The organism is Agarivorans sp. OAG1, from assembly GCF_037076485.1.
In the GTDB taxonomy this organism is placed as follows: domain Bacteria; phylum Pseudomonadota; class Gammaproteobacteria; order Enterobacterales; family Celerinatantimonadaceae; genus Agarivorans; species Agarivorans albus.
Window position 1 is genome coordinate 651898 of record NZ_AP028990.1, and the last position, 24374, is coordinate 676271.

The 24374-nt window shown below is 44.2% G+C and carries 26 protein-coding genes; 10 read left to right on the forward strand and 16 right to left on the reverse strand.

Going from position 1 to position 24374, the window contains the following annotated elements:
- Nucleotides 1-6: 6 nt before the first annotated feature.
- The 4 genes from OAG1_RS03080 to OAG1_RS03095 form a co-directional block, all read right to left on the reverse strand.
- Nucleotides 7-828 (reverse strand): TIGR03899 family protein, encoded by an 822-nt coding sequence (locus OAG1_RS03080; protein WP_338623837.1) that lies wholly within the window; start codon nt 826-828, stop codon nt 7-9.
- A gap of 258 nt (nt 829-1086) precedes the next feature.
- The gene (locus OAG1_RS03085; protein WP_338623839.1) at nt 1087-1629 is read right to left on the reverse strand and encodes a YtfJ family protein; all 543 of its coding nucleotides are present in this window, start codon (nt 1627-1629) and stop codon (nt 1087-1089) included.
- Nucleotides 1630-1706: 77 nt separating this feature from the next.
- A complete protein-coding gene (locus tag OAG1_RS03090) occupies nt 1707-2627 on the reverse strand; it encodes a hypothetical protein (RefSeq protein ID WP_338623840.1) in 921 nt (306 codons plus the stop codon).
- An 81-nt stretch (nt 2628-2708) separates the two neighbouring features.
- The gene (locus tag OAG1_RS03095; protein ID WP_338623843.1) at nt 2709-2948 is read right to left on the reverse strand and encodes a Kazal-type serine protease inhibitor domain-containing protein; all 240 of its coding nucleotides are present in this window, start codon (nt 2946-2948) and stop codon (nt 2709-2711) included.
- 49 nt (nt 2949-2997) lie between these two features.
- On the opposite strand from OAG1_RS03095, the gene OAG1_RS03100 reads away from it, so the two are divergent.
- Both OAG1_RS03100 and mpl read left to right on the forward strand, forming a co-directional pair.
- Nucleotides 2998-3330 (forward strand): hypothetical protein, encoded by a 333-nt coding sequence (locus OAG1_RS03100; RefSeq protein WP_338623845.1) that lies wholly within the window; start codon nt 2998-3000, stop codon nt 3328-3330.
- A gap of 67 nt (nt 3331-3397) precedes the next feature.
- Nucleotides 3398-4747 (forward strand): UDP-N-acetylmuramate:L-alanyl-gamma-D-glutamyl-meso-diaminopimelate ligase, encoded by a 1350-nt coding sequence (gene mpl / locus OAG1_RS03105; protein WP_338623847.1) that lies wholly within the window; start codon nt 3398-3400, stop codon nt 4745-4747.
- Between the two features lie 26 nt (nt 4748-4773).
- Here the strand turns inward: mpl and OAG1_RS03110 are convergent, their stop codons facing one another.
- The gene (locus tag OAG1_RS03110) at nt 4774-5391 is read right to left on the reverse strand and encodes a TetR/AcrR family transcriptional regulator (protein WP_016403573.1); all 618 of its coding nucleotides are present in this window, start codon (nt 5389-5391) and stop codon (nt 4774-4776) included.
- A gap of 291 nt (nt 5392-5682) precedes the next feature.
- Between OAG1_RS03110 and hpt the strand changes: the two genes are divergently transcribed.
- Genes hpt through OAG1_RS03130 form a run of 4 tightly spaced genes read left to right on the forward strand, consistent with a single transcriptional unit; the run spans nt 5683 to nt 8621 of the window.
- Nucleotides 5683-6213 carry a hypoxanthine phosphoribosyltransferase gene (hpt, locus tag OAG1_RS03115; protein ID WP_016403574.1) on the forward strand — a complete coding sequence of 177 codons (531 nt, stop codon included), beginning with the start codon at nt 5683-5685 and terminating at the stop codon, nt 6211-6213.
- Nucleotides 6214-6271: 58 nt separating this feature from the next.
- On the forward strand, nt 6272-7189 hold the full coding sequence (locus OAG1_RS03120) for an ABC transporter ATP-binding protein (RefSeq protein WP_016403575.1): 918 nt from the start codon (nt 6272-6274) through the stop codon (nt 7187-7189).
- Entirely contained in the window at nt 7186-7959 is a 774-nt protein-coding gene (locus tag OAG1_RS03125; RefSeq protein ID WP_338623851.1) for an ABC transporter permease, read from the forward strand. Before OAG1_RS03120 ends, OAG1_RS03125 begins: the two co-directional genes overlap by 4 nt.
- Nucleotides 7959-8621: a methyltransferase domain-containing protein gene (locus OAG1_RS03130; RefSeq protein WP_338623854.1), complete on the forward strand. Its 663-nt coding sequence runs from the start codon at nt 7959-7961 to the stop codon at nt 8619-8621. The genes OAG1_RS03125 and OAG1_RS03130 overlap by 1 nt, the downstream gene beginning before the upstream one ends.
- Here OAG1_RS03130 and OAG1_RS03135 read toward each other — a convergent pair whose 3' ends face one another.
- The 11 genes from OAG1_RS03135 to sfsA all read right to left on the reverse strand — a co-directional run bounded on the left by OAG1_RS03135 (nt 8622) and on the right by sfsA (nt 17761).
- Nucleotides 8622-9458, reverse strand: coding sequence for a nitrate- and nitrite sensing domain-containing protein (locus tag OAG1_RS03135; protein ID WP_016403578.1), 837 nt, complete (start codon nt 9456-9458; stop codon nt 8622-8624).
- A 1-nt stretch (nt 9459) separates the two neighbouring features.
- Entirely contained in the window at nt 9460-10551 is a 1092-nt protein-coding gene (locus OAG1_RS03140; RefSeq protein WP_338623859.1) for a methyl-accepting chemotaxis protein, read from the reverse strand.
- A gap of 28 nt (nt 10552-10579) precedes the next feature.
- On the reverse strand, nt 10580-11029 hold the full coding sequence (locus tag OAG1_RS03145; RefSeq protein WP_338623862.1) for a hypothetical protein: 450 nt from the start codon (nt 11027-11029) through the stop codon (nt 10580-10582).
- 240 nt (nt 11030-11269) lie between these two features.
- Nucleotides 11270-11650, reverse strand: coding sequence for an aspartate 1-decarboxylase (gene panD, locus OAG1_RS03150; protein ID WP_016403581.1), 381 nt, complete (start codon nt 11648-11650; stop codon nt 11270-11272).
- A 27-nt stretch (nt 11651-11677) separates the two neighbouring features.
- On the reverse strand, nt 11678-12526 hold the full coding sequence (gene panC, locus OAG1_RS03155) for a pantoate--beta-alanine ligase (protein ID WP_338623864.1): 849 nt from the start codon (nt 12524-12526) through the stop codon (nt 11678-11680).
- Nucleotides 12526-13320 carry a 3-methyl-2-oxobutanoate hydroxymethyltransferase gene (gene panB / locus OAG1_RS03160; RefSeq protein WP_016403583.1) on the reverse strand — a complete coding sequence of 265 codons (795 nt, stop codon included), beginning with the start codon at nt 13318-13320 and terminating at the stop codon, nt 12526-12528. The genes panC and panB overlap by 1 nt, the downstream gene beginning before the upstream one ends.
- A gap of 55 nt (nt 13321-13375) precedes the next feature.
- Complete coding sequence (gene folK, locus OAG1_RS03165; protein ID WP_338623868.1) at nt 13376-13876, reverse strand: 2-amino-4-hydroxy-6-hydroxymethyldihydropteridine diphosphokinase; 501 nt, start codon at nt 13874-13876, stop codon at nt 13376-13378.
- A gap of 2 nt (nt 13877-13878) precedes the next feature.
- Nucleotides 13879-15177, reverse strand: coding sequence for a polynucleotide adenylyltransferase PcnB (gene pcnB, locus OAG1_RS03170; protein ID WP_338623870.1), 1299 nt, complete (start codon nt 15175-15177; stop codon nt 13879-13881).
- 160 nt (nt 15178-15337) lie between these two features.
- The gene (gluQRS, locus tag OAG1_RS03175; protein ID WP_338623871.1) at nt 15338-16213 is read right to left on the reverse strand and encodes a tRNA glutamyl-Q(34) synthetase GluQRS; all 876 of its coding nucleotides are present in this window, start codon (nt 16211-16213) and stop codon (nt 15338-15340) included.
- Between the two features lie 71 nt (nt 16214-16284).
- The gene (gene dksA, locus OAG1_RS03180; RefSeq protein WP_016403587.1) at nt 16285-16728 is read right to left on the reverse strand and encodes an RNA polymerase-binding protein DksA; all 444 of its coding nucleotides are present in this window, start codon (nt 16726-16728) and stop codon (nt 16285-16287) included.
- Between the two features lie 331 nt (nt 16729-17059).
- Nucleotides 17060-17761, reverse strand: a complete 702-nt coding sequence (gene sfsA, locus OAG1_RS03185) for a DNA/RNA nuclease SfsA (protein WP_338623875.1) — start codon at nt 17759-17761, stop codon at nt 17060-17062.
- A 135-nt stretch (nt 17762-17896) separates the two neighbouring features.
- Between sfsA and hrpB the strand changes: the two genes are divergently transcribed.
- From hrpB to OAG1_RS03205, 4 genes are all read left to right on the forward strand, one after another.
- Nucleotides 17897-20368, forward strand: coding sequence for an ATP-dependent helicase HrpB (gene hrpB / locus OAG1_RS03190; protein WP_338623878.1), 2472 nt, complete (start codon nt 17897-17899; stop codon nt 20366-20368).
- Nucleotides 20369-20599: 231 nt separating this feature from the next.
- Nucleotides 20600-21112, forward strand: a complete 513-nt coding sequence (locus OAG1_RS03195) for a porin family protein (protein ID WP_152785954.1) — start codon at nt 20600-20602, stop codon at nt 21110-21112.
- Between the two features lie 240 nt (nt 21113-21352).
- Nucleotides 21353-22426, forward strand: coding sequence for a patatin-like phospholipase family protein (locus tag OAG1_RS03200; protein WP_338623881.1), 1074 nt, complete (start codon nt 21353-21355; stop codon nt 22424-22426).
- Nucleotides 22427-22936: 510 nt separating this feature from the next.
- Entirely contained in the window at nt 22937-24199 is a 1263-nt protein-coding gene (locus tag OAG1_RS03205; RefSeq protein WP_338623884.1) for an oligosaccharide MFS transporter, read from the forward strand.
- The last annotated feature ends 175 nt before the right edge of the window (nt 24200-24374 follow it).

A 24374-nucleotide genomic window follows, 5' to 3' on the forward strand; every position in this document is an offset into this window, starting at 1 on the left:
TAATGCTTAGTGAAGCTCAAAATAGTTATGTAACAGTTGTTCTAAATGCTCTTGATAAGAAGCTATAGGCTGAGTGGTAATCAGCTTAGCTAGCTCATCACCAATGGGAGTGAAGCGATGGTAAAGCAGCCTGGCGCCTTTATAGCGAGGCTTTAAGGCATAGTGTGCTTGCCCATGTATCAATGGTGTGTCGTGATGTGATGAAGGGCGGATCTCGAGTTCCTTATCGAAAATTAACCCTAAGTCAGTTAACTGCAAAACATGGTGATAAGGCATGCGATGCTGTCCTAAGCTAATTTTGTCTAATTTGGCTCTTACCAAACCTAAATTACTAGCTGGCCTTGCAACGCCGGTTAAGATCTTGTTGTTAGTTTCTCCACCTACACTAGAGCTTAATTCACAGGCGGTTTGAAACCACATTGCTTCACGTTGCGTCATTAGTTTTAAGGTGCGCAGCGCTTTAACCGAAAAGCTACCAGGAGTAGCAAGCTCTTGGCTTAGAATATCGGCCCACAACATTTGCATTGATTTAACTTGGGTATTGCTAGCTAAGTGCAAAAACTCGGTCAACCAATCGGCGTCAGGTTCACTGCCTACGTCTTGTTCACTGGTTTTTTGTGCGGCAAAGTAGAAAATACTTTCTAGGTTTTTTTGTTGCGTAGCTAGTTCAACGGTAGTCCTAACCTTAGCGCGTTGTGACCAGGTAGAAGCAGCCTTTTCCTTATGTAATAGGGCATCTAAACCGCGCTGCTTAGCTATTTTGGCTAATTGCAGTTTACTGTTCTCAACTTGGCTGTTTTTGTTCTCGATGAACGGCTTATCTGACATGAATTACTCCTCGCTGCCTCATTTTTACTGAGGATTCACCGATAAAGCAAGTTTGCAATCATTGTTAAAAGTGTTAAATTTAGGTTAACTGGTGATAAGGGAGGTGGTTGTGTTAAAAAACCTTACCGTATGGACTAAACGACATAAAGTTCTAACTGTTTTAATGAGTGCCTACGTTGTTAGCTTGTTGGTGTTAATGACGATGTTTGAATAGGCGTAATTAAGTTTACGCCTATCAACTTTTCACTGTTGCTTAAGTTAGATATTCGCCTCAATCAAACCAATAACCTGATCGATTTCTTGTTGATTTAACTCTCCATCCTTAGCAAATAAAACGGTGCCGCTGGCATCAAGTAGAATAATGGCCGAAGACTTTGCTTTTAGCTGCCATAGCTTAAACAGCTCTCCTTTTTTATCTAGTACGAAGCTTGCTTTTGGAAAGGTTTTTTTGTTTTTCTTTAGTTTCCCTTTTACAAAACCAGAAGTGCCAAAGATGGCGTCATCTAGGTTTACTATGGTTACTGTTTGGTAAACATCATCGCCAAATTTGGCTTGCTTTACGGCTTCGATCATTGGTGCATTGAGTTCTTTAGCACTCGTTCGTCCGGCCATTGCTTGAATAAGCATCACCTTGCCGTTAAGTTGTTGAGTACTCCAAGCGCTATAACTGATATCGTCACCAGCAAGCTGTAGTTCCCCTGCGTTATCAATATCAATGCTAGGTAGGTTGCCGCCAGTATTTACGTTAAGTGCCATCGCCCATGCTGGTAGTAGGCTTAAAAGTAGTAATAGATGCTTCACGTGGTAATCCTTTATGCTTGGCTGAGTTTATCAGATCAGACCTGTGTGAAACATTTATAACAAAAAATCAACAAATCTTAATAGAGGGCATCGCTAATCAATTGTACTTCTGCGAGCAACATCTCTTTTATGAGCTCTGACGAACCTGAAACAAGGGTATGAGCACTATCTCCAATGATTATTGTAGGTCCTTCGATACCGCTGCTGGCATCAATGGTTAACCAAGCGGGTGAAGCACTTCCAACGCTGTCTGCCGGATATACCATATACAAAGGATAGTTGGGTGCCAGTTCACTTAATACTAGCGCGAGCAATAAGGCGCGCTCATCGCTATCGGCTCGGTTGTCTTTTAATACATCTACCGGAGAAGTAAAGCTGTAATTGTTCTCCTGTTTGCTGGGTATAGTAAGTAACCAAGCTTGAGCTTCTGCAAGTGATCTATTCAAATCTCCTTGCTGGGTGAAGTGCTCAATAATTGGATTTACGCGGTCGCGATTTTGGTAAAACAGCTGTGAGTAATTAGGGCGAACGCACGGGTACTGCGCCCCTTGTGGATGTAAGCACGGCAGTAACCCTAGGTGACGAAATGCATCGTGAGTATATTGTTCATAGGCATCCCACAGCATTTTTGAAGAGGGGCTGTCACTGTCACTACGCAGTGCTTGAAGGATGTCATCTAAACGGGTTTCGGGGTCGTCGACATACTGATTAATCATTGCAACAGCATGTTCTAAGCGTGGGCTTAAATAAGCGCTAATTGCCTGCGATGGGTAAGTTAGGCTGTAACTTAACCGAAAGGTTTCTACCTCAGACTGATGAATTAAATCTTCAGAAAATTGTAGTTTTAGCTGCTGATATTGACCTTGGGTATCAGACCATTGCCATTCGCCATAGAATGTATTGTCACCAAGTTGTTCATTGGCAGCAATGCTAAGAGACTGATTACTAAAAATTAAGCTGCTTAAACAAAGCAAGCCTAGTGCAGCAGTTCGACTCATAATCGCCTCTCAGTGCTAATTAGCTATACCTTAAGTAAATAGCACTGATTGGCGAGTTTGCTAAATTTTGTTAATTATTTGTTACTTTGGGCAAGCGCCTTTTTGATATGTATTTATCTCAGGATCGCCACAGGCAGAACAGGCATTACCGTACTCTTTCAACTCACCATCCACTTCGCCACATACTGGGTCATATTCCATAGTACAAATCTGTGGACGAGGTTCTTCACAGCTACCATCAACCTTGAGCATTGACTCTGGAGTTTGGCTACAGGCCATTAAAATAAGAGTAAAAAATGCGATAACAACGTGCTTAATCATGAGCAATCACCTAAACTTTTAAAGGCTTTAGATTGTAGATGATAAACTTATGGTGCGTCGACTGAAATACGCTTTTATTACTATGTTTCTGCTGGCTTTTTCTGCCACTGCTGGTCCTATTATTGTGCAAAAAAGCTCAGACCCAAATAAGGTTGATGCCTTTGAGCTACAAAAAGAGCTGCTAGAACAACATTTATGGCAGGAGCAGCTGCGCAATCAAGCTCAGCTGCAATGGTTAAGAGAGCTGCCCATAGGCTGTGTTTTTAACGCAACAGGCGACTATCAATGTGGTTTAAATTGGTATCGACCATACCGTTACCAGCAACAGCAGTTATATATCCAAATTCCTGATCCAGAAACAACCCGCAGAAATACACATTAGCTTCAATAATTTCTAGCGTTAAGTGCTATTCTAGGCGCTGGTTTTTGCTTTCAAACATATTGTATTTATGCATATTCATATTTTAGGTATTTGTGGCACCTTTATGGGTGGTTTGGCGATGCTTGCACGTGAGTCTGGAATGCGTGTAACGGGCAGTGATTTAAACGTATATCCACCCATGAGCACGCAATTGGAGTCCTTAGGTATAGAGCTTATTCAGGGTTATGATCCTGCCCAATTAGAGCCTGCTCCTGATCTAGTGGTAGTAGGGAATGCCATGAGTCGGGGCAACCCTTGTGTTGAATATGTTTTAGACAAAGGCCTCAAATATTGCTCCGGTCCAGAGTGGCTTAAACAGTATATTTTACCCGAAAAGTGGGTATTGGCAGTGGCAGGCACGCACGGTAAAACGACTACAGCAAGTATGCTAGCGTGGATTTTGGAAGATAACGATATGGCGCCCGGTTACCTTATCGGTGGCGTTCCGCGTAACTTTTCAGGGTCTGCTCGATTAGGTGATACGCCATTTTTTGTGGTGGAAGCAGACGAGTATGACAGCGCATTTTTTGATAAACGCTCCAAGTTTGTTCATTATCAACCGCGCACTTTGGTGTTAAACAACTTAGAGTTTGACCATGCTGATATATTTGACGACCTAGCTGCAATTCAAAAACAGTTTCATCACTTAATGAGAATAGTTCCAGCTTCTGGCCGAGTTATCGTACCAAAAAATAATGAAGCAATTCAGCAGGTTATTAAGCAAGGCTGTTGGTCTGATCTGGAGCAAACTGGAGACGGTGAAGCGTGGCAGTGGCACGCTAATAAAAGTGATTGTAGCGAGCTGGATATAGTATTAAATGGTCAATCCCAAGGTATTTTAAGTTGGGATTTAATTGGTCAGCACAATGCTGAGAACGCCTTAATGGCAATAGCCGCAGCTCGTCATGTTGGGGTTTTGCCTAGCCTTGCTATTGATAGCTTACAAACATTCTTACCACCTAAACGACGCCTCGAATTGTTATCTGAGAAAAATGGTATTCGTTTGTTTGATGACTTTGCCCATCATCCAAGTGCAATCAGTAGTACCTTAGCTGGTTTACGTGCCCAAGTAGGAAAGCAGCGGATTATTGCGATTTTGGAGGCTCGCTCTAACACCATGAAAATGGGCGTGCATCAAGAACGTTTAGCCGAGAGTTTACAAGTGGCCGACGTGGTATTTTTGTATCAGCCAGATCAAAGCAACCAATACATTGCGAATACAGCAGCCACGCTTAAGCAGGCGAAGGTCGCTAGCAGTGTTGCCGAGATAGTTGAGCAAGTAGCTGAAATGATGGCCGAAGGTGATCAGATTTTGGTAATGAGCAATGGCGGGTTTGAAGGTATACACACCAAGCTTAGTGCGTTAATCGAGCATTAAAAAAGGGCCCTTAGGGCCCTTACTACTTATTTACCCGGTGGGCGCAGTAGTGACAATACAAAGTCATTCAAGAAATCTACAACTTCTTGGCGCTCTGGGCTGTCTGGTCGATTAATCATTTGTACTGCTAGGTACAATCCTGCGTTAATCGCTTGAGCAGCTTGTAAAGCATTTAGCGCGCTACTGATTTCTTTGCTATCGAAGCCCGATTGAATGCTCTCGCCAATTTGTTGGTTGATTTTAGCCATTACAGCGCTAAAACGTGGCCATACGTCTTCACGTACTGAAGAGCTCCACTCTAGCCAAATGTGAGTCACATCTGAGTTGCTGTAAGCCAGTTCTACCAAAGCTGACAAATGATGCTGGATAGCTGTAATCGCATTTTCATCAGTTGGGTAAGTTTGCTCAACCAAACCTAACATAGTTTGCTCTACCTCAGATAGAACAGCATCCACTAGGTCTTCGCGGGTATTAAAGTAGTTAAAAACAGTTGCTACCGATACGTTTGCTAGTTCAGCGATTTCGGCGTGACCTGCACGACCAATACCACGACGGGCAAAAATTTCAACAGCGCATTGCATGAGCTGTTTACGGCGAACTTCTGGTGACAGCCGGGTACGGCGTCTTAAGGTGCTAGTTTGCATAGTTTGTTCTCGCGTTTGTTATTTCAATTATTATTTTTTATGAGGCATTTCTTGTTTACCATTTCAGATAAAAATCATCTAAAATGTGTCGTTCAGTGAAAAAGAACCGACGACATGCGAATGCCTTTCAATTAAATCATAGTGTATTTACAAGCTAATTAATAGCTATTGATATAAACAACTAATGATTTGTTTGTTAATTTATTGATAATTCGTATATTTGTTTTTCTTTTTTCATTCATGCTAGATAAGTTTTTGCTGAGATACTCAGCCAATTGATAGGTCGACATTATGAAACATCGCGTAGAAGAAATGATCAGCGAGCAGGAAATTGCTCAACGAGTAGCAGAAATTGGTAAGGAGATTGAACAAAAGTTCTCATCTGACCGCAAATTGGTACTGGTTGGCTTATTACGTGGCTCTTGTATTTTTCTGTCTGATTTGGCGCGTAAAATTGATCGTAGCTTAACGCTCGATTTCATGACGGTATCAAGCTACGGCAGTAGCATGGTAAGTACCCGAGACGTTCGTGTACTAAAAGATTTAGATGATGATATTAAAGGCTGCGACGTGATCATCGTTGAAGATATCATCGATACCGGTAATACCTTAAGTAAAGTGAGAGAAATGCTGTCTTTGCGTGAGCCAAACAGTGTATCTATTTGTACTTTGCTAGATAAGCCTTCACGCCGAGAAGTTGAAGTGCCTGTTGATTGGGCTGGATTCACTATTCCTGACGAATTTGTGATTGGCTATGGCCTTGATTTTGACCAGTACTACCGCAATCTACCCTATGTGGGCAAAGTGATACCGCTAGACTAAGTGGTTAATCATTGGGCCCTAAGGGCCCATTTTTTTATTGTTAATTTAAGTTGTGATTATGCAGGCGTTAGCGATTCAAGGTTTGAAGAAAACCTACCCCGGTGGGGTGCAAGCGGTAAAAGGCTTCGATTTAGTGGTTGAGCAAGGAGATTTCTTTGCGTTGTTAGGCCCAAATGGAGCGGGTAAGTCGACCTCGATTGGGGTGATTACCTCTTTGGTAAATAAGTCTGCTGGCTCGGTTAAGATTTTTGGGCATGACATTGATACCGATTTGGAAGCAGCCAAGTCTTATGTTGGTCTTGTTCCCCAAGAGTTTAATTTCAACCAATTTGAAACAGTGTTGCAAATTGTGGTGAATCAAGCAGGTTACTATGGCGTGCCGCGGCCTCTTGCGATGCAACGCGCAGAAAAGTACCTCGCCCAATTGGACTTGTGGGAAAAACGCAATGCCCGAGCGCGCGAATTATCCGGTGGTATGAAGCGCCGATTGATGATTGCGCGAGCCTTAATGCATGAGCCAAAGTTGCTTATCTTGGATGAGCCAACCGCCGGTGTAGACATAGAGCTACGTCGTTCAATGTGGGATTTCTTGAAGCAGCTTAATAGCCAAGGCATAACTATTATTCTAACTACTCACTACTTGGAAGAAGCTGAAATGCTGTGCCGCAATATCGGTATTATCGATAAGGGTGAGCTGGTAGAAAACACTTCAATGAAGCAGCTTCTCTCAAAGTTAAACCTAGAAACCTTTATTTTTGATATTGAAAGCCGCCAGCAAGCGGTGGAGCTAGCTGGTTTCGAATCACGCTTAGTTGACGATCACACCTTGGAAGTTGATGTAGAAAAAAGCCAAGGCTTAAATGCAGTGTTTCGCTTGCTGGATGAAACAGGTGTGGTGGTTCATAGCATGCGCAATAAAGCTAACCGTTTAGAAGAACTATTTGTCACCTTAGTTGCTCAAGGGAGGCAAGCATGAAGCTCGCATTGTATGGCACCGCTTTAAAAAGCATTTTAAGTAAAGAAATCATTCGTTTTGGTCGAATTTGGGTGCAAACCTTGGTACCGCCTGCCATTACTATGAGCCTGTATTTTGTTATTTTTGGTAACCTGATTGGTTCGCGAATTGGTCAAATGGGTGGCTATAGCTACATGGAATTCATTGTTCCTGGTTTGATTATGATGTCAGTGATTACCAACTCATACTCCAATGTAGCGTCTTCGTTTTTTAGCTGTAAGTTTCAGCGAAACATTGAAGAGCTGCTCGTCGCGCCGGTACCAAACTACATCATCATTTTTGGTTTTGTTGGTGGTGGTGTTGCTCGTGGCTTATGTGTTGGCTTTATTGTAACAATGGTATCGCTATTCTTTGTTCCTCTGCAGTTACACAGTGTTGCCGCGATTATGCTCACGGTGTTGTTAACCTCAATACTGTTTGCATTAGGTGGGCTTATTAATGCGATTTACGCCAATACCTTTGATGACATTAGCATCATCCCTACCTTTATCTTAACGCCGCTTACTTACTTGGGAGGGGTATTCTATTCAATTAGTTTACTGCCTGAGTTTTGGCAGGGAGTGTCGAAAATCAACCCGATTGTTTATATGGTTAACGCCTTTCGGTTTGGCTTCTTGGGCATAACCGATGTATCGCTGTATTTTTCATTTAGCATGATCTTGGGCTTTATCGCCATCTTGTATACCTGGGCGTATATCTTGATCAAACGCGGTTACGGGTTGAGAGCATAATGGAAGGCAACTCTCGTAGCGTTAGCTCTAACCAGCAAGGTATCCACGAAAACTTAAACAAGGTGGTACAGCGCCACCTTGATGAAGAGTTCAAAAAGCCTTATCGCCAGCATACTCTAGAAGCATTTTTGCAGTTAGAAAAGCAGGTAGAGGCGGCGGCGCGACCTCTGGTGTTTGATTCTTGCTGTGGTACGGGTGTGAGCACTGCAGCCTTGGCTGAATTGCACCCTGATGCTCTGGTGATTGGCATGGATAAATCTGCCCATCGGCTAACTAAGCACCAGGCGCATTTTGACCAAGCTGGGCAAAACTACTTGTTACTGCAAGTGGATTTAAACGACTTTTGGCGTTTGGCCGTGGAAGCTGGGTGGCAGCCTAGTCATCATTACATCCTATACCCGAATCCTTGGCCAAAGTCGCGACACTTGCAGCGTCGTTGGCACGGCAGTGCCGTGTTCCCTTATTTGCTTAAGCTTGGTGGGCAACTCGAACTGCGCAGTAACTGGCAAACTTACTTGGAAGAGTTTCAAGTAGCGCTAGAATTAGCTGGCCATTCAAGCCAGCTAAATAGCTTTAAAACCGGTACACCAATTACTGCTTTTGAACGTAAATATCAAAACAGTGGCCAGCAACTTTGGCAGCTGCGTAGCCACTTAGACTAGCTAATGTTTAGCGTGCTGCTGCGCTTCTAAATGGGCTATTCCAGCATCAAATAGTTGGTATAGCCCTTCCAGTACTTTACTCGCCTGCTGAAAATACTCATTCACCGAAATAGTCGGCTGAGGTTTGTTGATCAACTCAACCTCTATGGTATCAAGTAGCTGTTCCAACAAGGGCTGATAAGCTGGGTCATTGGGAATAAAGCTATGAGCAAAATGGTTAAGTGATTGCGAATCAATTTGGGCGATTTTATTGTGCAAGAAAGCCAAACGGATTCGCTCAACACTGCTGCTTTGTTTGGCGGCTGCCAAACCGCTGCCTAGCGCCCTTACTTGACCAATTGATTCAGCTGTTTCCAACAGTTCAAACCACAAAAAGTCGATGTTTTTATGTTGCTTACTTAGGCTAGATAAGCAGTAAAAGCTGGCTAGGTCTTGAGACAAAAACAGCAAGTTTTTGATCATCAAACTGTGTTGAGCAATGTTGTTCTCTAAGTTATTGCTTGGCCAATTTTGCTGTAGCCTTGGCCAGTGTTGATTAAAGCTATCCCAACGAGCTTGGCGCGATACAAAGCTGTCTTCGCTTAAGCTAAGGTGGGCGCTTACAATTTGCTTTTGTTGCGCATTTAATGCGGCAGATTGCTGTTGGTCGCCATTTAGAATGGCGCAACTTAGGCCGCGATGTTTTTGCAGCGATACCACCAAGTTCTTTAGCTGCTTTAATGCTGCAAGGCCTGCGTACTGCTGTTGAGTGCGGCGCTTGGCTAATAACCAAGAGATAGCAACTGATATTAGCAGTAGGCTAATTACGCTAGTGGCAATAATAACGCTAGTATTCATATTACGCTCCTTGCTGACTTAACACGCTAAGGTGTTTGGCAATGTCGGCGCTTTGCTCGGCGCTGGCGGTGTTTTCTCGGGCGGAGTCTGCTACTTGGTTGATGTGAGCAGAAAGCTCGATAGTTGCCGCGTGTTGTTGTTCACTGTTGCTCGCTATCATTTCTGTTTGGGCTTGAAGCTCTTGGTTTTTGGTGTAAATCAGCTTAAGTTGCTGGCGTGAATTATCCACAGTGTCTTGAATCTCTTGAGCTTGGGTGGTTAGCTGAGTAATGTGCTCGAGCACTTCATTAATGTTACGTTGTACTTCACGCATACTGTCGCTGATTTCGTTGGCAGATTGATGACTGCGGTTAGCAAGATTTCTTACTTCGTTGGCCACAATGGCAAAGCCGCGACCATGCTCACCTGCACGAGCGGCTTCGATGGAGGCGTTAAGTGCCAATAAGTTCGTTTGTTCAGCTATTTCTTCAATGGTTTTTGAAATGCTGCTTACGGTGTTCGATTTCTGGTGTAATTGGGTCACCTTCTCAAGGCTAACTTCTCCTTTAGCCACCATTTTTTCGGTACCTTGTTGAGCAACTAAAGCGGCCTCTTGGCCCAATTCCGAAAAGCGCTTGGCTTCAAAGCTGGCTTCCGCTACCAGCTTAACTTGCTCGGCAACATCCTTAATGCTTTCACTCATTTCTACTACCGCGCTGGCAGAGGCTTGGCTAGCATCTGCTTGTTGCACTGCGCCCGAAGCTACCGACTGAGCCTGCAATGACAATTCTTTTGAGCAGTGACTGATTTCGTCTAAGGCATCTTGCTGTTCTAATACTCGGCGTTGCTGTTCTCTTAGCAGTTCGAGTTGCTGGTGACGAGTGTCTTGGAATAGGTAGCTGGCTAAGCCTTTACTGTGTACCTTGTCTGGTTGCTCAATTTGTTGCATCAACAGTTTGAGCACACTTAAGGTGAGGCCACTTAAACACAAGCTTAAACAGACTAAAGCGAGGTTAGTGAGGCTTTGCTGCTGTTGTAGGTCAATAATGCTCAATCCTATAAGCACTAAAAAACCAAACAGAAAGCTATAAAAAATAGTGGCTGCACTACGCATTTAAACTCCTTTATACGTATCCGCATATTTACTTATTAGGAGTCAAAGCAAAGACTGTTCCCTTTTGAGTGTTTTGTTTAAAAGAGTCGCTGGTGGTCAGTTGGGTGAGTTGCAATATTTGCTGATGATAGTGGCGAAGTTGGCTTAGGTTTTGGCAGTGGGCAAGTGCTTGCCAATGTAAAATAATCTGTTCTACCTTGGCACAGTAGCGGTAGTTGTTTTGAGCTTGTAGCAACACCATTATTTCTTCAATTTGCTCTTTGGTGCCATCTAGCTCAGCAGGCGAAAACAGTGGGTCAGAGAGCTTCTGAGCCTGCATTCGCCAATGTCTTCTTGTCATATGATTGAGCGATTGCAGCAATTGTGTATGTTCAACCTGTTGTTGATTATCAGCTCGACGATGGCTGGATACTATTGATGGAATAGGTATTAATGCTAAGACAAATAACACCAGCAATACCAGATAAATACTTAGCACGACCGCTCCCTGCGCTACAAACTTCAATCTTTAGTTCTTTACAGCAAAAAACAAACCAAAGCTTTGGTAAGTCCTTAATAAGGCAAACTTATCGCTAGTTTTGATTTTATTGTTGGAGAGATATTTTGGTGATGTTGCGATGAGGTTAAATGTAAGGGTTTATTTGCTGTTTTATGACAAAAGGTACAAAAATGGCGCACGTAGATGGTGCGCCATTTTAAAGCCTGCACAGCTTTGGTGCTAAGCTAATTGAACTGGAATATCTTTGCTGGTTCTAACGATATCGTTGTTCTCGTTTAGGTAAACCAAAGAAGGTTTATGAGACTTAGCTTCTTCGTTGCTCATACCAACATAAGCACAAATAATGACTCGGTCGCCCACGGCTGCGCGACGTGCTGCTGCGCCATTTACTGAGATGATTTTTGAGCCGCGTTCACCAGAGATTGCGTAAGTAGAAAAACGCTCGCCATTCTCAATATTATAGATATCAATTTTCTCGTATTCGAGAATACCTGCTTGATCCAAAACATCCTGGTCGATAGCACAAGAGCCTTCATAGTTGAGCTCTGCATGGGTTACGCGTGCTTGGTGAAGTTTGCCTTTTAGCATAGTGGTTTGCATTGACGTTCTCTCTTTTAATCGACGAAATTAGTGTAGTTCAATCACGCAGTTATCTATTAGCCTTACTTCTCCGAGGAAGGCGGCCATTAGAATAACAGCAGAGCGAGATTGGGGGGATAGGGGGCTTAGGCTTTCGGCGTCTACGATATCGATACCGTCGCACTTAAATCCGTTGTTTTCCAGCGTTTGTTGGGCTGCTTTGCTAAGTTCAGCTTGATTGTAGTGGTTTAGCTGTGATGCGATGTTCCGCATCTCTTTTGCTAATAGTGGCGCGGTTTGCAGTTGCTCGCCGCTTAAGCGGTTGTTGCGTGAGCTCATGGCTAAACCACTCGCTTCTCTTACCGTAGCAAGGCCAATAATTTCAATTGGCAGTAACAGATCTGCGGTCATCTTGCGAATAAGCGCGAGCTGCTGATAGTCTTTTTCACCAAATACTGCCAAATGTGGCTGCACCAGATTAAACAGCTTACAAACCACAGTCGAGACGCCATCAAAATGACCAGGGCGTAATTCGCCTTCCAGAATGTCTGAAAGAACAGGCACTGTTACTTTAGTCTCTGCTTCCAAACCATTTGGGTAAAGTACTTCAGCGCTAGGGGTAAACACAAAATCAGCACCAGCTTGGTTTAGCGCTGAAATATCTTGTTCTAGGGTGCGAGGGTAGTTGGCTAAATCACTGCTGTTGTTAAATTGCAGCGGATTAACAAAAATAGACACCACCACTACATCGCAGCTTTTTTGGGCTTCATTAACTAGCGCAATATGGCCAGCATGCAGATTGCCCATGGTGGGAACAAAGCCAATTTTTCGACCTTTTAGGCGCGCGGCATCTAGGGCCGAGCGTAATTCACTCGGCTGTTCTACAACTTTAAGCATTAACTAAAACTCTGTGCTTCACCTGGGAACTCACCTGAAGCAACTTGCTCCAAATAGAGACTAATTGCACCGCGAATATCGCCGGTTTCAGCTAAGAAGTTTTTAGAAAACTTAGGAATGTGGCCCTTGCTAATGCCAAAAGCATCATGCATTACGAGGATTTGACCATCGGTTACGTTACCTGCGCCAATGCCAATTACCGGAATGCTTAAGGCTTCCGTGATGAGTTTAGCGAGTTCTGTAGGAATGCATTCTAATACCAACAATTGAACACCGGCTGCTTCTAGTTGCTTAGCATGCTGCAACATCTCTTGAGCTTGTTGCTCGCCGCGGCCTTGAACTTTATAACCACCAAACAAATGCACAGATTGAGGCGTTAAACCAAGGTGACCACATACTGGAACACCGCGCTCAACCAAGCCTTTAATGGTAGGGCTTAACCATTCTCCACCTTCTACTTTTACCATTTGCGCACCGGCTTGCATAAGCTTGGCGGCGTTTTGGTAAGTTTGCTCTGGAGTAGCGTAAGACATAAAAGGCATGTCGGCTACGATCATAGTTTTTTCGGTGCCACGAGCAACACAGCGAGTATGGTAGGCAATATCATCAATGCTTACTGCCAAGGTATCTTTGTGACCTTGCAGTACCATGCCTAGTGAATCACCAATTAACAGCATATGCATGCCTAACTCATCAAACAATGCAGCAAAGCTCGCATCGTAAGCGGTGATACAGGAGAATTTCTCGTTGTTTTGTTTAAACTTTTGTAAGTGAGAAACTGTAAATCTGCTCATAGTTCGTTACCGTTTGCCTCAAACTACGAGGCAAATTTGTTAGTGAATATTAGCTTTAAGCCCACTCTTGGGGGCATTTAAAAACTTGTAAGCCGTTGCTGTCGATAGATTCTGCTAACTGTTGCACCAAACTTCCGTCTGGTAAGCATAAATCATTGGCAATTTCAGCGAGCGGTAATAATACAAACTCTCGCTGCTTCATTCCATAGTGCGGCACGGTTAGTCGTGGTGTATCGATGATTTGTTTGCCATAAAGCAATATATCGAGGTCTAGGGTTCTAGGGCCCCAACGTTGTTCTTTACGTTCGCGACCTTGTTCTAATTCGATCTTTTGGCAAAGATCGAGTAAGTCGAGTGGTGCCAAATCAGTTTCTAGCTGGAGTACTGCATTCAGATAGTCCGGCTGATCTTGTGGCCCCATTGGGCGGCTTTGATACAGTGAAGAGCTAGCAACAACATCGAGTTCAGCCAAGGCCGCTAGAGCACGCCTAGCTGCGATGGCTTGATGGAGCGGGTTGACTAAATTACTGCCTAAGGCCAGGAAGCAAGTGGTCATTATTAACTGTCAGTCTTTTTTGGCTTACGCGGACGACGACGGCTTTTGCTGCGGCCTGAGTTTTTATTTAACTCGCGAACCATGGTATTGCGGCCTTGCTCGTTACTGCGTTGCCATTGTTGCCACCATTGGGCCAACTCGCCAAGGTGTTTGTCTTGAGTGGCTTTAGCACGCAACTCTAAAAAGTCGAAAGCAGCTCTAAAGCGCGGATGACCAAAGGTTTGGAAGGCGCGTTTACCAAAACGACGATCTAGGCGAGCCTGTAGCTGCCATATTTCGCGAATGCCAGTGGTGAAGCGTTTTGGTATCGCTACGCTCTTACACTGTTGGTCGAGCAACCAGTTCATCGCCATTGCCGATGCGTCATGCTCGCCTAAAGAAAGCTCTATGAGTAATTCGTCTTTCTTTATTTCTAATAGTGGCCACAGCAGTGCTGCAAATACAAAGGCAGGCGTTACTTTTTGGTCGCCACGTACCCGCTTATCGGTGCTGGCTAAGGCCATGAGCATAAAGCGTAGCTCTGGTGCGTCTTCATCCCATTGTTGTAACAAGGGTTTTAACAGCGGGAATAGCGGATAAAGTAGTTGAGTATCGGCCAGCATTTTGAAGGTAGATTTACCATCGCCGCCTAAGAATAGCTTTAAACATTCTTCAAATAGGCGCGCCGCGGGAATATCTTTCAGTAGGTGACCGTATTGTGCAATTGGGTCACAGCTTTCAGGCGCAATGCTAAAGTCCAGTTTAACCGCAAAACGCACCGCTCGAAGCATCCTTACTGGATCTTCACGGTAGCGCGTTTCTGGATCACCAATTAATTGTAAGCGGCGCTCCGCAATATCATTTATACCACCCGCAAAATCGACAACGGAAAAGTCGGCAATGTTGTAATACAGCGCATTTACGGTGAAGTCGCGACGCTCTGCATCTTCATCGATGCTGCCGTACACGTTGTCGCGCAGTAACATGCCTTCTTCACTGCGTTTTGATTCGGTATTGGCATTGGCGTTGTCATGATGACCACGGAAGGTGGCTACTTCAATAATTTCTCGGCCAAATAAAATGTGTGCCAAACGAAAACGGCGGCCAACTAACCGACAATTGCGGAATAAGGCTTTAATCTGCTCAGGGGTAGCATTGGTTGCAATGTCAAAGTCTTTAGGTTGCTTGCCTAGCAATAAGTCACGCACGCCACCGCCCACTAAATAAGCGTTGTAGCCCGACTTGTGTAAGCGATAAAGCACCTTAAGGGCGTTTTCGCTGATGTCTTGGCGAGAAATATTGTGCTCAGCACGAGGGATCACCTGTTGCTCCAAGCCTACTGGCTCAGCGCTATTTGGCTTGATGATCCGCTTATATACTTTGGCGAGTTTGCGTAAAATGGGTGCCCCCTTGAGCGCGCATTATCTACATGGTGAAAAATAAGGCGCTAATATAGCTTTTTTACAAAGAAATACAACTAATTCACTGGCTGTCTAGTGAGATTTTTGGTACTACAGAAAGCCGCCAATTTTCTAGAGCCTTGATTAGTATTTGCTCACAGCTTAGTTCAAGCCAGTCGGCTTCGCTCGTTTGCCCTAAATATCTTAAGGCTTGCAGCAGTAATTGCTGATTTTGCTTGCCCGAAATAGAAGGCGCGTGGTTTTGCTTACTGAGTTTATTGCCACTTTCATCAAGCACTAATGGAAGATGCAAATAATTTGGAGCAGGTTTAGCTAAAAGCTCAAAAATGGCTAACTGCCTACCAGTGGTAAGAATTAAATCTGCACCTCTTACAACTTCGGTAATCCCTTGTTCGGCGTCATCTAAACTCACCGCTAGATTATAGGCATATAGGCCGTCACGGCGTTTTATGATGAAGTCTTCTTTGGCTAAGGCAGCTGGAATATTTACTGTGCCGTAAGCCACATCTTCAAATTGTTCAATGGCCCGCGTGCTTTGTAATCGCACGGCTTGATCTTGGCCAGTTAACTGTAGATGGCGACAAGTACCAAGATAGTAGCCGCCGGAAGCTTTTATTTGTTTGCGGGTACATTGGCAAAAGTAAGCACTGTCTTGGTTTAGCCAATGGTTAATTTGATCTTGGTACGCTTCTAGGCGCTGGCTTTGATATAAGACTTCACCATCCCAATGTAGGCCAAACTGTTCTAGCTGTTGCAGGATAAGTTTACTCGCACCGGCTTGTTCTCTCGGCGGATCGATGTCTTCAATGCGAACTAACCATTGACCTTGGTGATGACGAGCTTGAAGGTAGCTGCCAACGGCGGCAACTAAAGAGCCTAAGTGTAAGGGGCCTGAAGGGGAAGGGGCAAAACGGCCTACGTAGGGCTTAGCGCTCATAGTAAAATTCTTACAATATAAAGCTAGGCAGATAGAGTGATTAGCTTATCTGCCTTGGCTTTAAACAAAAACTAGCCGACCAGTTGTTTCTCTTTGATCTCAGCTAAGGTTTTGCAATCGATACACAGATCAGCTGTTGGTCTAGCTTCTAAACGGCGAATGCCGATTTCCACACCACAGGCATCACAAAAACCGAAGTCATCTTCAATTTTAAGTAAGGTCTTCTCGATTTTTTTGATCAGCTTGCGTTCGCGGTCGCGAGTACGAAGTTCAAGGCTGAATTCTTCCTCTTGCGCTGCGCGGTCAACTGGATCAGGGAAGTTAGCCGCTTCGTCTTTCATATGCGTTACAGTGCGATCAACTTCTTCACGAAGTTGGTTGCGCCACGCTTCAAGAATAGTTCGGAAGTGGTCTAACTGAGCATCGTTCATGTACTCTTCGCCAGGCTGAGCTTGATATGGTTCAACCCCTGCGATAGAGAGCACACCTAGTGTTTTCTTTTTGCCGTCTGGCATACTTCTCTCCCAAATTCCGTACGACTTTTTTCGTTAAACAGTCGAGGATGTAAATTAGGCGGGTATCTATAGCAGAAAGGCTAACGTACCGCAAATGAATTGCCATGAATTTGCCAATTCTGCCTAAGCTCGGTAAAAGAAATTAGACTGTTTGCTGTTTTTTTGACCACTCCTCTAAAGTAGTAAATGTTTTGCTGATGTTGTCATAAAAATGTCACCGTCATCCCTATCATCTAGCCGTTATTTGCAAAATGTTCCAGTTTGCCATGAGTCAAACTTAGCTCAATTTCATGTAAATATTAATGTACAAGTCAGTATAGCAGTGACCGATCTAGTACACCGGAACGGCATGATCTAGCTTGCATTGCTGAGGGTTTAGTTTGGCTTTGTAAGCCAGCACTTCTACCCCTTGTTGCTTAGCTAATTCTAGTAATTCTGCGTAAGTTGGGTCGATGTGAGCAGCAGCTTGAACAGAATTTATTCCGCTGTGTAATACGGCAAACAACAATATCGCGCGATGACCTTGTTGCTTCATTTCAATAAGTTCTCGTAAATGCTTTTGACCGCGGGTGCTTACTGCATCTGGGAAATAGCCTTTACCGTTTTGCAGCAAGGTACAAGATTTCACCTCTATGTAGCACTTTTCACGCTTTGGGTCTTCCAGCAAAAAATCGATGCGGCTGTTTTCGCTGCCATATTTTACTTCGCGGCGAAGCTGAGCATAGCCGCTTAGCTCGGTAATAATGTTTTGTTGAATAGCTTGTTCAACCCACTCGTTTGCTTTGGCGGTATTCACACAAATAGTATCGCCATCTTTGGTTTGGCTGAGCTCCCAGCTAAGTGAGTACTTACGTTTAGGGTTGTTTGATTGACTGTACCAAACGGTGTTGCCAGGTTCGGCACAACCAGTCATAGCGCCTGTGTTGGCACAGTAAATGGTGGTTTCACTGCCGTCTTCAAGAACTACATCGGCGAGAAAACGTTTGTAGCGTTTGATTAAGGTGGCAGCTTTTAATGGTGATTCAAATGACATACAGCGTTGTTAAGCGAGTAAATAGTGAATGCATGCTAACACTTAAGCGCTAAGCTGGAGAATAAGTTTACTTGGGTCACTCTCACGCTTTGGGTACACTAGCCGGATTTAGTGTTTCGCAATAATGGAGCGGTTTTGAGCGCATTGCCTGTTACCCAGATATTCCTCGATTTACTGGCGAGTTTGAGCAATAAACAACAGTTCATAGTGTGCGCTCCACCGGGAGCCGGTAAGTCGACAGCGTTACCGCTAATGTTACTGCAACAAGCAAAGCTTAAAGGCAAAATTATTTTGCTGGAGCCACGGCGTTTAGCTGCGCGCAATATCGCAGAGTTTTTGGCAAGCCAATTGGGCGAATCGGTGGGGGAGCGAGTAGGCTACCAAATGCGCGGTGACAAGCGACATTCTTCTCAGACCCAATTATTAGTGGTAACCGAAGGCATATTAACCCGCTTGATTCAGCAAGACCCTGAGCTTGATGGCGTAGCGATGGTGATCTTCGATGAATTTCACGAGCGCAGCATTCATGCCGATTTAGGTTTAGCGCTTAGCCTAGAAGTGCAGCAGGCTTTTAACCCAGAGTTAAAGCTAATGATTATGTCGGCAACGCTTGAAAGTGATGCCTTGAGCAAGCTATTGCCCGAGGCGCAGATACTAGAAAGCCAAGGTCGCAGTTTTCCCATTACTTATAGTTATCACACCATTAAACGTGATTGGCAATGGAGCGAGCGCTTTGCTCAGTTAGTGGCAAAAGCCATGGCCGAGCAATCTGGCAGTGTGTTGGCGTTTTTGCCGGGTAATGCTGAAATTCGCCAAGTTGAGCAGCACTTGCGGCCATTATTGTCGGCCGAGTATCAGCTACATAGCCTTTACGGCAAGCTAAGTTTAGCCGAGCAACAAGCGGCTATTCGTCCGGCGCAATACGGTAAACATAAAATCGTGTTAGCCACCAATATTGCCGAAACCAGTTTAACCATTGATGGCATTAGTTGTGTGGTAGACAGCGGTTTAGAGCGCCAAGCAAGTTATCATGCCAATAGTGGAACCACGCGCTTACAAACTAAAATGATTTGCAAGGCATCGGCGATACAACGGGCAGGGCGAGCAGGGCGCTTACAAGCTGGTCATTGTTATCGCGCCTACAGCGAAGAGCAGTTAAATCATCGCCCCTTTGCTGCTAGCCCAGAGATCACTCGCAGTGAGTTAAGTCGTTTAGTGATTGAACTCCTGCATTGGGGAGCCAATGCCAGTGAATTGCAATGGCTGGACATACCACCTAGTGCTCACCTTGGGCAAGCCAAGCAATTGTTGAGTGATTTAGCTTTACTAAAGGATGGGCGTTTAAGTGATCGAGCGGAGCAACTAAATAGCAGTGGTGTTGGGCCACGAATGTTAGCCATGTTAGATCAAGCTCAGCAATGGCAGCAGCAACACAATGTTGAAGGATTGTTGTGGCGAGCTTGTGAGTTAGCGGCTTTGTTAGATAGCAATAACTCACATCAAAGTGATCAACTTAGCCAAGCATTTACAGCCTTAAAAGACCTTGCTAAGCAGCAATATCAGCAACAATTAAAACAACTTGCTCAGCGTTTTAAAGTTAAAGCTACTGGGGGCGTAGCGGAGCATTGGGATGGCTTGTTGTTGGCTCAAGCGTTTCCCGACAGAATCGCCTTAAAGCGCCAAGGGAGTAATTATACCTGCAGTGGTGGTTTTGGTTTAGCACTTGACGAGCAGCAACATCAATTGAGCAAAAGTGATGCCTTAGTGGTGTGCGATCTATATTGGCCTGAGGGACGAAACCAAGGCAAAGTTGCGCTGGCTTGCCAGCTAGATTTAGCGCAACTAAAAACCTTACAAGCAGAGCGCTTTACTAGCAGGTTACATTGCCAGTGGTCTGATTCAGCTAAACGAATCGTCGCCGAAAAACAGCAATGCTTAGGTGAGTTGGTGCTAAGTGCCAAAGCAGCTGAGCAGCTTGAAGCAGAACAAGTGGTAAGTGCTTGGCTTAAGCAGATTCGAGTTAAAGGCTTTGCTTGGTTGCCAATTGGCGATAAGGCCAACGCTTGGCTTGAGCGGGTGCGTTGTGCTCAACAGTGGTTTAGCGAACTGGCGATGGCAGATTTTAGCGAAGAAGCGCTGTTAGAGGATGCAGAGCAATGGCTAACTATGCACTTGGCGAGTTGCCGAACATGGCAGCAGCTTAAAAATATCGATTGGTTGGCGGCCTTAAAGTCGCGGCTAGATTGGCAGCAACAGCAACAAATCGAAAGTTTAGTGCCTAGCCACTATTTAGCACCTTCCGGCAATCGGGCGGCCATTCGTTACCAACTAGGGCAAGCTCCGGTTGTGGCCATTAAACTGCAGGAGATGTTTGGCCAACCGCAGTCTCCCCAGCTAGGCAATAAAGTTGCTATTACCTTAGAGTTGCTCTCTCCTGGCGGCAAACCCTTGCAGCTTACTCAAGATTTAGCCAGCTTTTGGCAGTCTGCCTATGTAGAAGTTAAAAAAGAGATGAAAGGGCGTTACCCCAAGCACCCTTGGCCTGATGACCCGGTTAGTGCGCAAGCCACTCATAAAACTAAACGTCAGCTTAATTTATCCAAGTAAGTAAAACCTTCAGCATTTTATAATCACTATATTGTAATGTTATTCGTGACAGTTTGTGATGTTGGCGATGCTATATCCAAACAATTTGTATCGGTATTATGTGCCGGCAGTCGCCAATCAACAGCGAGCTGCTTAACGCGTTATTAAGGAAGAGTTACTTCTTAATACGGTTTGGTTATCTCAATAGAGTTAACCAATGATGATTCTTTACAAATGGCGAGAATAAACACTATGAATAAAAAGACTATATTGAGCGCACTAATTATTTCTTCAGTTTCTGTAGGCGCTCACGCAGCTAACGCAGATGTAGATTGGTTTGTTGGTGGTGGTGTTGGTTATCAAGCTGACAATATCAAAGGTGAATATACTGGCGGAGATGATGACGCAACGTTTCAATTGCGTGGTGGTGCCATCATCAACGAAAATCACCGTGTGATGGGCACTTATGCTTACATGGACGAATTAAGTCAAAATACCTTTTTAGCATCTTACGATTACATCCATCCGGTTAGTGAGAAATTTAGTGTATTTGCTGGTGCTTCTATTGGTGCGGCAGACAGCGAAATTAATAATCAAAGCTCCACAGAATTTGTATGGGGCGGACAAGCTGGTGTGATGTATCGCATCAATAGTAACTGGAGTGCAGAACTTGCTTACCGTTACTTAGACCAAGATTATCAATCGCACGGAGTTAAAATAAACGATACGCAGCAAGTTTATATGTCGGTAGATTACCGTTTCTAATTTTGCTCAGTTTGGGCTGAGCATGGATGTTAGCCCTAGCTCTTATTTACAGTAATAACTAAATTTATTTGTCTTGCTTTCTGTTACGATTATTCTATTCATTTACTTCAATTGGAGTGCTTTTCTTTGTCTACGCTCCCGCTTATTTCAATACGTTCAAGGTTTTGCTTAGCTTTACTGCTATTTATGGTCGTTGGCTGCAGTTCACCAGAGAGAAATGCTGCTCAAGAATCTGAGTTAATGTATCCATTAGCCACCGCTGGGCTGCGATATTGGGATGGCGAAAGCACCGAAATTACTGAGCATAATATTGAGCAAGAGTATCAAAGTATCCTCGACAGCCGAGCGCGAAATAACGGTGTGGGAAGTGACATTTACCACTTGGCGTTGTCGGGAGGTGGAGTAAACGGTGCCTTTTCGGCTGGTGTCTTAAACGCTTGGACGGCCAACGGTGATAGGCCGGAGTTTGACTTGGTGACTGGGGTATCAACCGGCGCGATTGTCTCGGTTTTTGCGTATTTGGGCAGTGACTATGATTCAACCCTAAAAAATTATTATACCGAAACGCCAATGAGCAGTTTGTTTCAGGTTAAAAGCATTTGGAGCTTACTGCGTGGGGAAGCAGTACTTGATACCGCAGGCTTTGAGGATCAAGTACGAAGTTACATTGATGCCGACATTGTTAAACAGTTAGCAGAGCAGCGGGCTAAAGGACGTTTATTGGTTATTGGAACAACCAATCTGGATAACGAAAAAATGTCTTTGTGGGATGTGGGAAAGATTGCTCAAGTAGGCAGTGACGAGGCCATCACACTGATTCAAAATATCATTATTGCAAGTAGTTCTGTACCTGGTGCATTTCCAGCAAAAAGCATTGTTATTGATGATGGGCAGCAGCGCTTTGAAGAATTACACGTAGACGGTGGCGTATCTCGGCAAGTGTTTTTGGTGCCTCAATGGGCTTACTATAACCTACCCTTTGAACGTAATCCTCAGCATGTCTTTGTCATTCGCAATGGCTTGTTAAAACCACATTATCAAGTCACCAATAATAACCTTACAGATATCGGTTTACGTTCCATTTCAACTATCATCCGCAATCAAGGAATTGGCGATGTAGAGCATATTTATCACTTTGCTCAACACAATCAAATGAGCTTTAGGCTTGCCTATATAGATAATGACTTTTCTAAAATAAGTGATGAAGCTTTTACCAAAGAGTACATGACCAGCCTTTACCAATACGGCTACCAGAAAACCAGGGCTGAATCGTTATGGGAAGATGTACCTCCTAGCTTGCAGCATGTTCAATAAACCCGCCACCGCGCCAGCCAAAAATACGCGCTATGCAATGCGCGCCGTATAATGCCTACTGCGTCCTAATTTATGCGGTAGCTCGCTGACGGCGAGACAAAACTAGCTTGGTTATCCTCTAGCTTTTCCCATGAAGTGGTTTTTCTAGCTCTGCATTCTGCGGCAAGGTTGTCTGGCGCTTGTGCCACCCTCTCTTTACTCTGCCCTTGTAAGCTTCGCTGACTAGGATTAACTCTCACCTTGGGAACACTTTATTGCTCTTATAGTTATTATTAAGCCAATATTGCCTATGGGATGGGGTAGAGATCATAAATTAAGCGTTTGCTAGTTGATTGTATATTTATATATAAATAGTTTATTTACAAATGAATCCTTGAGGTTGGGTTTGCAGAGCAGGGAAGTGCAGTAAATGGATGCTTGGATTATTTACATCATTGGCAGTATCAACTTCATCAATTTCACCGCGGCATTCAGTATTTACTGTGTTGCGACTAAGCAAATGGAGTCTCGATGAAAACCGATAGTAACCGCGTTGCCATGGGTAAAATCTGCCTAATGTATTTCTTCTACAACTTTTTCTGGTCTTTAAGCTCCGGATCGTTGTTTTCAGTTTGGCTAAATGATCGCGTGGGTATTGATGGCTCGCAGATAGGAGTGTTGTTTGGTTTGCAAACCGGCATAGCCGTATTGTTTAAACCTGCCTTTGGTTACATATTGGATAAGTTAGGGCTTAAAAAGCACCTAATTTATTTTATTGCAGTACTGAGTTTAGCCATTGGGCCGTTCTATATTTATGTCTATGGTCCTTTGTTGGCAAACAGCGCAACCTTTGCACTTGGTATTGTGGTTGGCTCTGTGTATTTGGGAATGCTGTTTCAGGCAGGAAGTGGTGTGATTGCTTCTTACAGTGACCGCTTTGCTCGCTGCCACGCCAGTGACTTTGGTATTGTGAATGGTTTTGGCATTGCAGCTTGGGGCGTGTCGGCAGTGTTAGCTGGCTTTTTGTATAACATTAATCCAGATCTTATTTTCCACGCGTGCAGCGTTTCTGCAGTACTCATGCTGTTGTGTACCTTGCTGCTTAAAGTGCGCCACTTAGACGGCTTGGATAATGAGGTTATTTCCCAAGAGAAGATCCAAAAAGCCGATGTGATTGCTTTACTTAAGCAGCCAAAAATGTGGGCTTTTATGACCTATGCAGGCACCATTTCGGTGGTGTTTTGGACGTCAATGACCCAGTTTACTCGTTACTTTATAAGCTTCTTTCCCACCCAAGAAGAAGGTATTTCCTTTAGTTCTAGCATGGATGGCATAACCGCGATCTTTTTGTTTTTCTTCAGTATGGCGGTGCCATTGATCATTAAAAAGGTGGGGGCAAAAGGCAGTTTAGTATTAACTGCTGCGGGCATTTCTGCGGTGTTATTAATGATTGGTTACGCTGGCTTAGGCGAGAAGAATTTTTACTTAGCGCTGGTGGCTAAATTGCTATTTGGTATTGTGAATCCAATGCTCATTATTTCGGTATTTGCGTACACTGCCGAACAGTTCGACAGAAAAGTTAACTCCTTTACTTATATGTTTGGTTTTCAAGTAGTTAACAATGTAATGACCGCCATTGCGTCACCGGTTATGGGCAGCATGTACGACCAATATGGCTTCCCTTGGAGTTATATCTATTTTGGTTTGTTTGCCGCCGCTGCCACGGTGTTAGCCATGTTTACGCTTAGCACAAAGTCACAAGCGCCCGCAGCCAATAGCGCTATAGCTAATTAAATCTATCTGTTTTTGTTCTCCTTGTTTGGGGCCAGCTTTTGCTGAGCCCTTTTTTTGTAGCTGCTAGCTGGCGCACTCCCCTTTAATTTTCACTTGAAGCCAAGCCTTTGAAGAGGCTTATACGTTTGCTTAAGACCCGCTATTTATTTAGAGCAGGATCATATTTGGCGCTTTT

Excerpts from the sequence above, each read along its gene's own strand:
- OAG1_RS03205 (WP_338623884.1), top strand. The coding sequence starts at position 22,937 with ATGAAAACCGATAGTAACCGCGTTGCCATGGGTAAAATCTGCCTAATG.
- gluQRS (WP_338623871.1), bottom strand. The coding sequence starts at position 16,213 with ATGAGCGCTAAGCCCTACGTAGGCCGTTTTGCCCCTTCCCCTTCAGGC.
- OAG1_RS03095 (WP_338623843.1), bottom strand. The coding sequence starts at position 2,948 with ATGATTAAGCACGTTGTTATCGCATTTTTTACTCTTATTTTAATGGCC.
- OAG1_RS03110 (WP_016403573.1), bottom strand. The coding sequence starts at position 5,391 with ATGCAAACTAGCACCTTAAGACGCCGTACCCGGCTGTCACCAGAAGTT.
- dksA (WP_016403587.1), bottom strand. The coding sequence starts at position 16,728 with ATGCCAGACGGCAAAAAGAAAACACTAGGTGTGCTCTCTATCGCAGGG.
- panC (WP_338623864.1), bottom strand. The coding sequence starts at position 12,526 with ATGCTTAAAGTTGTAGAACAGCCGAGTGAATTACGCTCGGCCCTAGAT.
- OAG1_RS03140 (WP_338623859.1), bottom strand. The coding sequence starts at position 10,551 with ATGCGTAGTGCAGCCACTATTTTTTATAGCTTTCTGTTTGGTTTTTTA.
- OAG1_RS03120 (WP_016403575.1), top strand. The coding sequence starts at position 6,272 with ATGCAGGCGTTAGCGATTCAAGGTTTGAAGAAAACCTACCCCGGTGGG.
- OAG1_RS03090 (WP_338623840.1), bottom strand. The coding sequence starts at position 2,627 with ATGAGTCGAACTGCTGCACTAGGCTTGCTTTGTTTAAGCAGCTTAATT.
- OAG1_RS03195 (WP_152785954.1), top strand. The coding sequence starts at position 20,600 with ATGAATAAAAAGACTATATTGAGCGCACTAATTATTTCTTCAGTTTCT.
- OAG1_RS03125 (WP_338623851.1), top strand. The coding sequence starts at position 7,186 with ATGAAGCTCGCATTGTATGGCACCGCTTTAAAAAGCATTTTAAGTAAA.
- panD (WP_016403581.1), bottom strand. The coding sequence starts at position 11,650 with ATGCAAACCACTATGCTAAAAGGCAAACTTCACCAAGCACGCGTAACC.
- sfsA (WP_338623875.1), bottom strand. The coding sequence starts at position 17,761 with ATGTCATTTGAATCACCATTAAAAGCTGCCACCTTAATCAAACGCTAC.
- OAG1_RS03135 (WP_016403578.1), bottom strand. The coding sequence starts at position 9,458 with ATGAATACTAGCGTTATTATTGCCACTAGCGTAATTAGCCTACTGCTA.
- OAG1_RS03080 (WP_338623837.1), bottom strand. The coding sequence starts at position 828 with ATGTCAGATAAGCCGTTCATCGAGAACAAAAACAGCCAAGTTGAGAAC.
- mpl (WP_338623847.1), top strand. The coding sequence starts at position 3,398 with ATGCATATTCATATTTTAGGTATTTGTGGCACCTTTATGGGTGGTTTG.
- panB (WP_016403583.1), bottom strand. The coding sequence starts at position 13,320 with ATGAGCAGATTTACAGTTTCTCACTTACAAAAGTTTAAACAAAACAAC.
- OAG1_RS03100 (WP_338623845.1), top strand. The coding sequence starts at position 2,998 with ATGGTGCGTCGACTGAAATACGCTTTTATTACTATGTTTCTGCTGGCT.
- OAG1_RS03200 (WP_338623881.1), top strand. The coding sequence starts at position 21,353 with ATGTATCCATTAGCCACCGCTGGGCTGCGATATTGGGATGGCGAAAGC.
- folK (WP_338623868.1), bottom strand. The coding sequence starts at position 13,876 with ATGACCACTTGCTTCCTGGCCTTAGGCAGTAATTTAGTCAACCCGCTC.
- hpt (WP_016403574.1), top strand. The coding sequence starts at position 5,683 with ATGAAACATCGCGTAGAAGAAATGATCAGCGAGCAGGAAATTGCTCAA.
- OAG1_RS03130 (WP_338623854.1), top strand. The coding sequence starts at position 7,959 with ATGGAAGGCAACTCTCGTAGCGTTAGCTCTAACCAGCAAGGTATCCAC.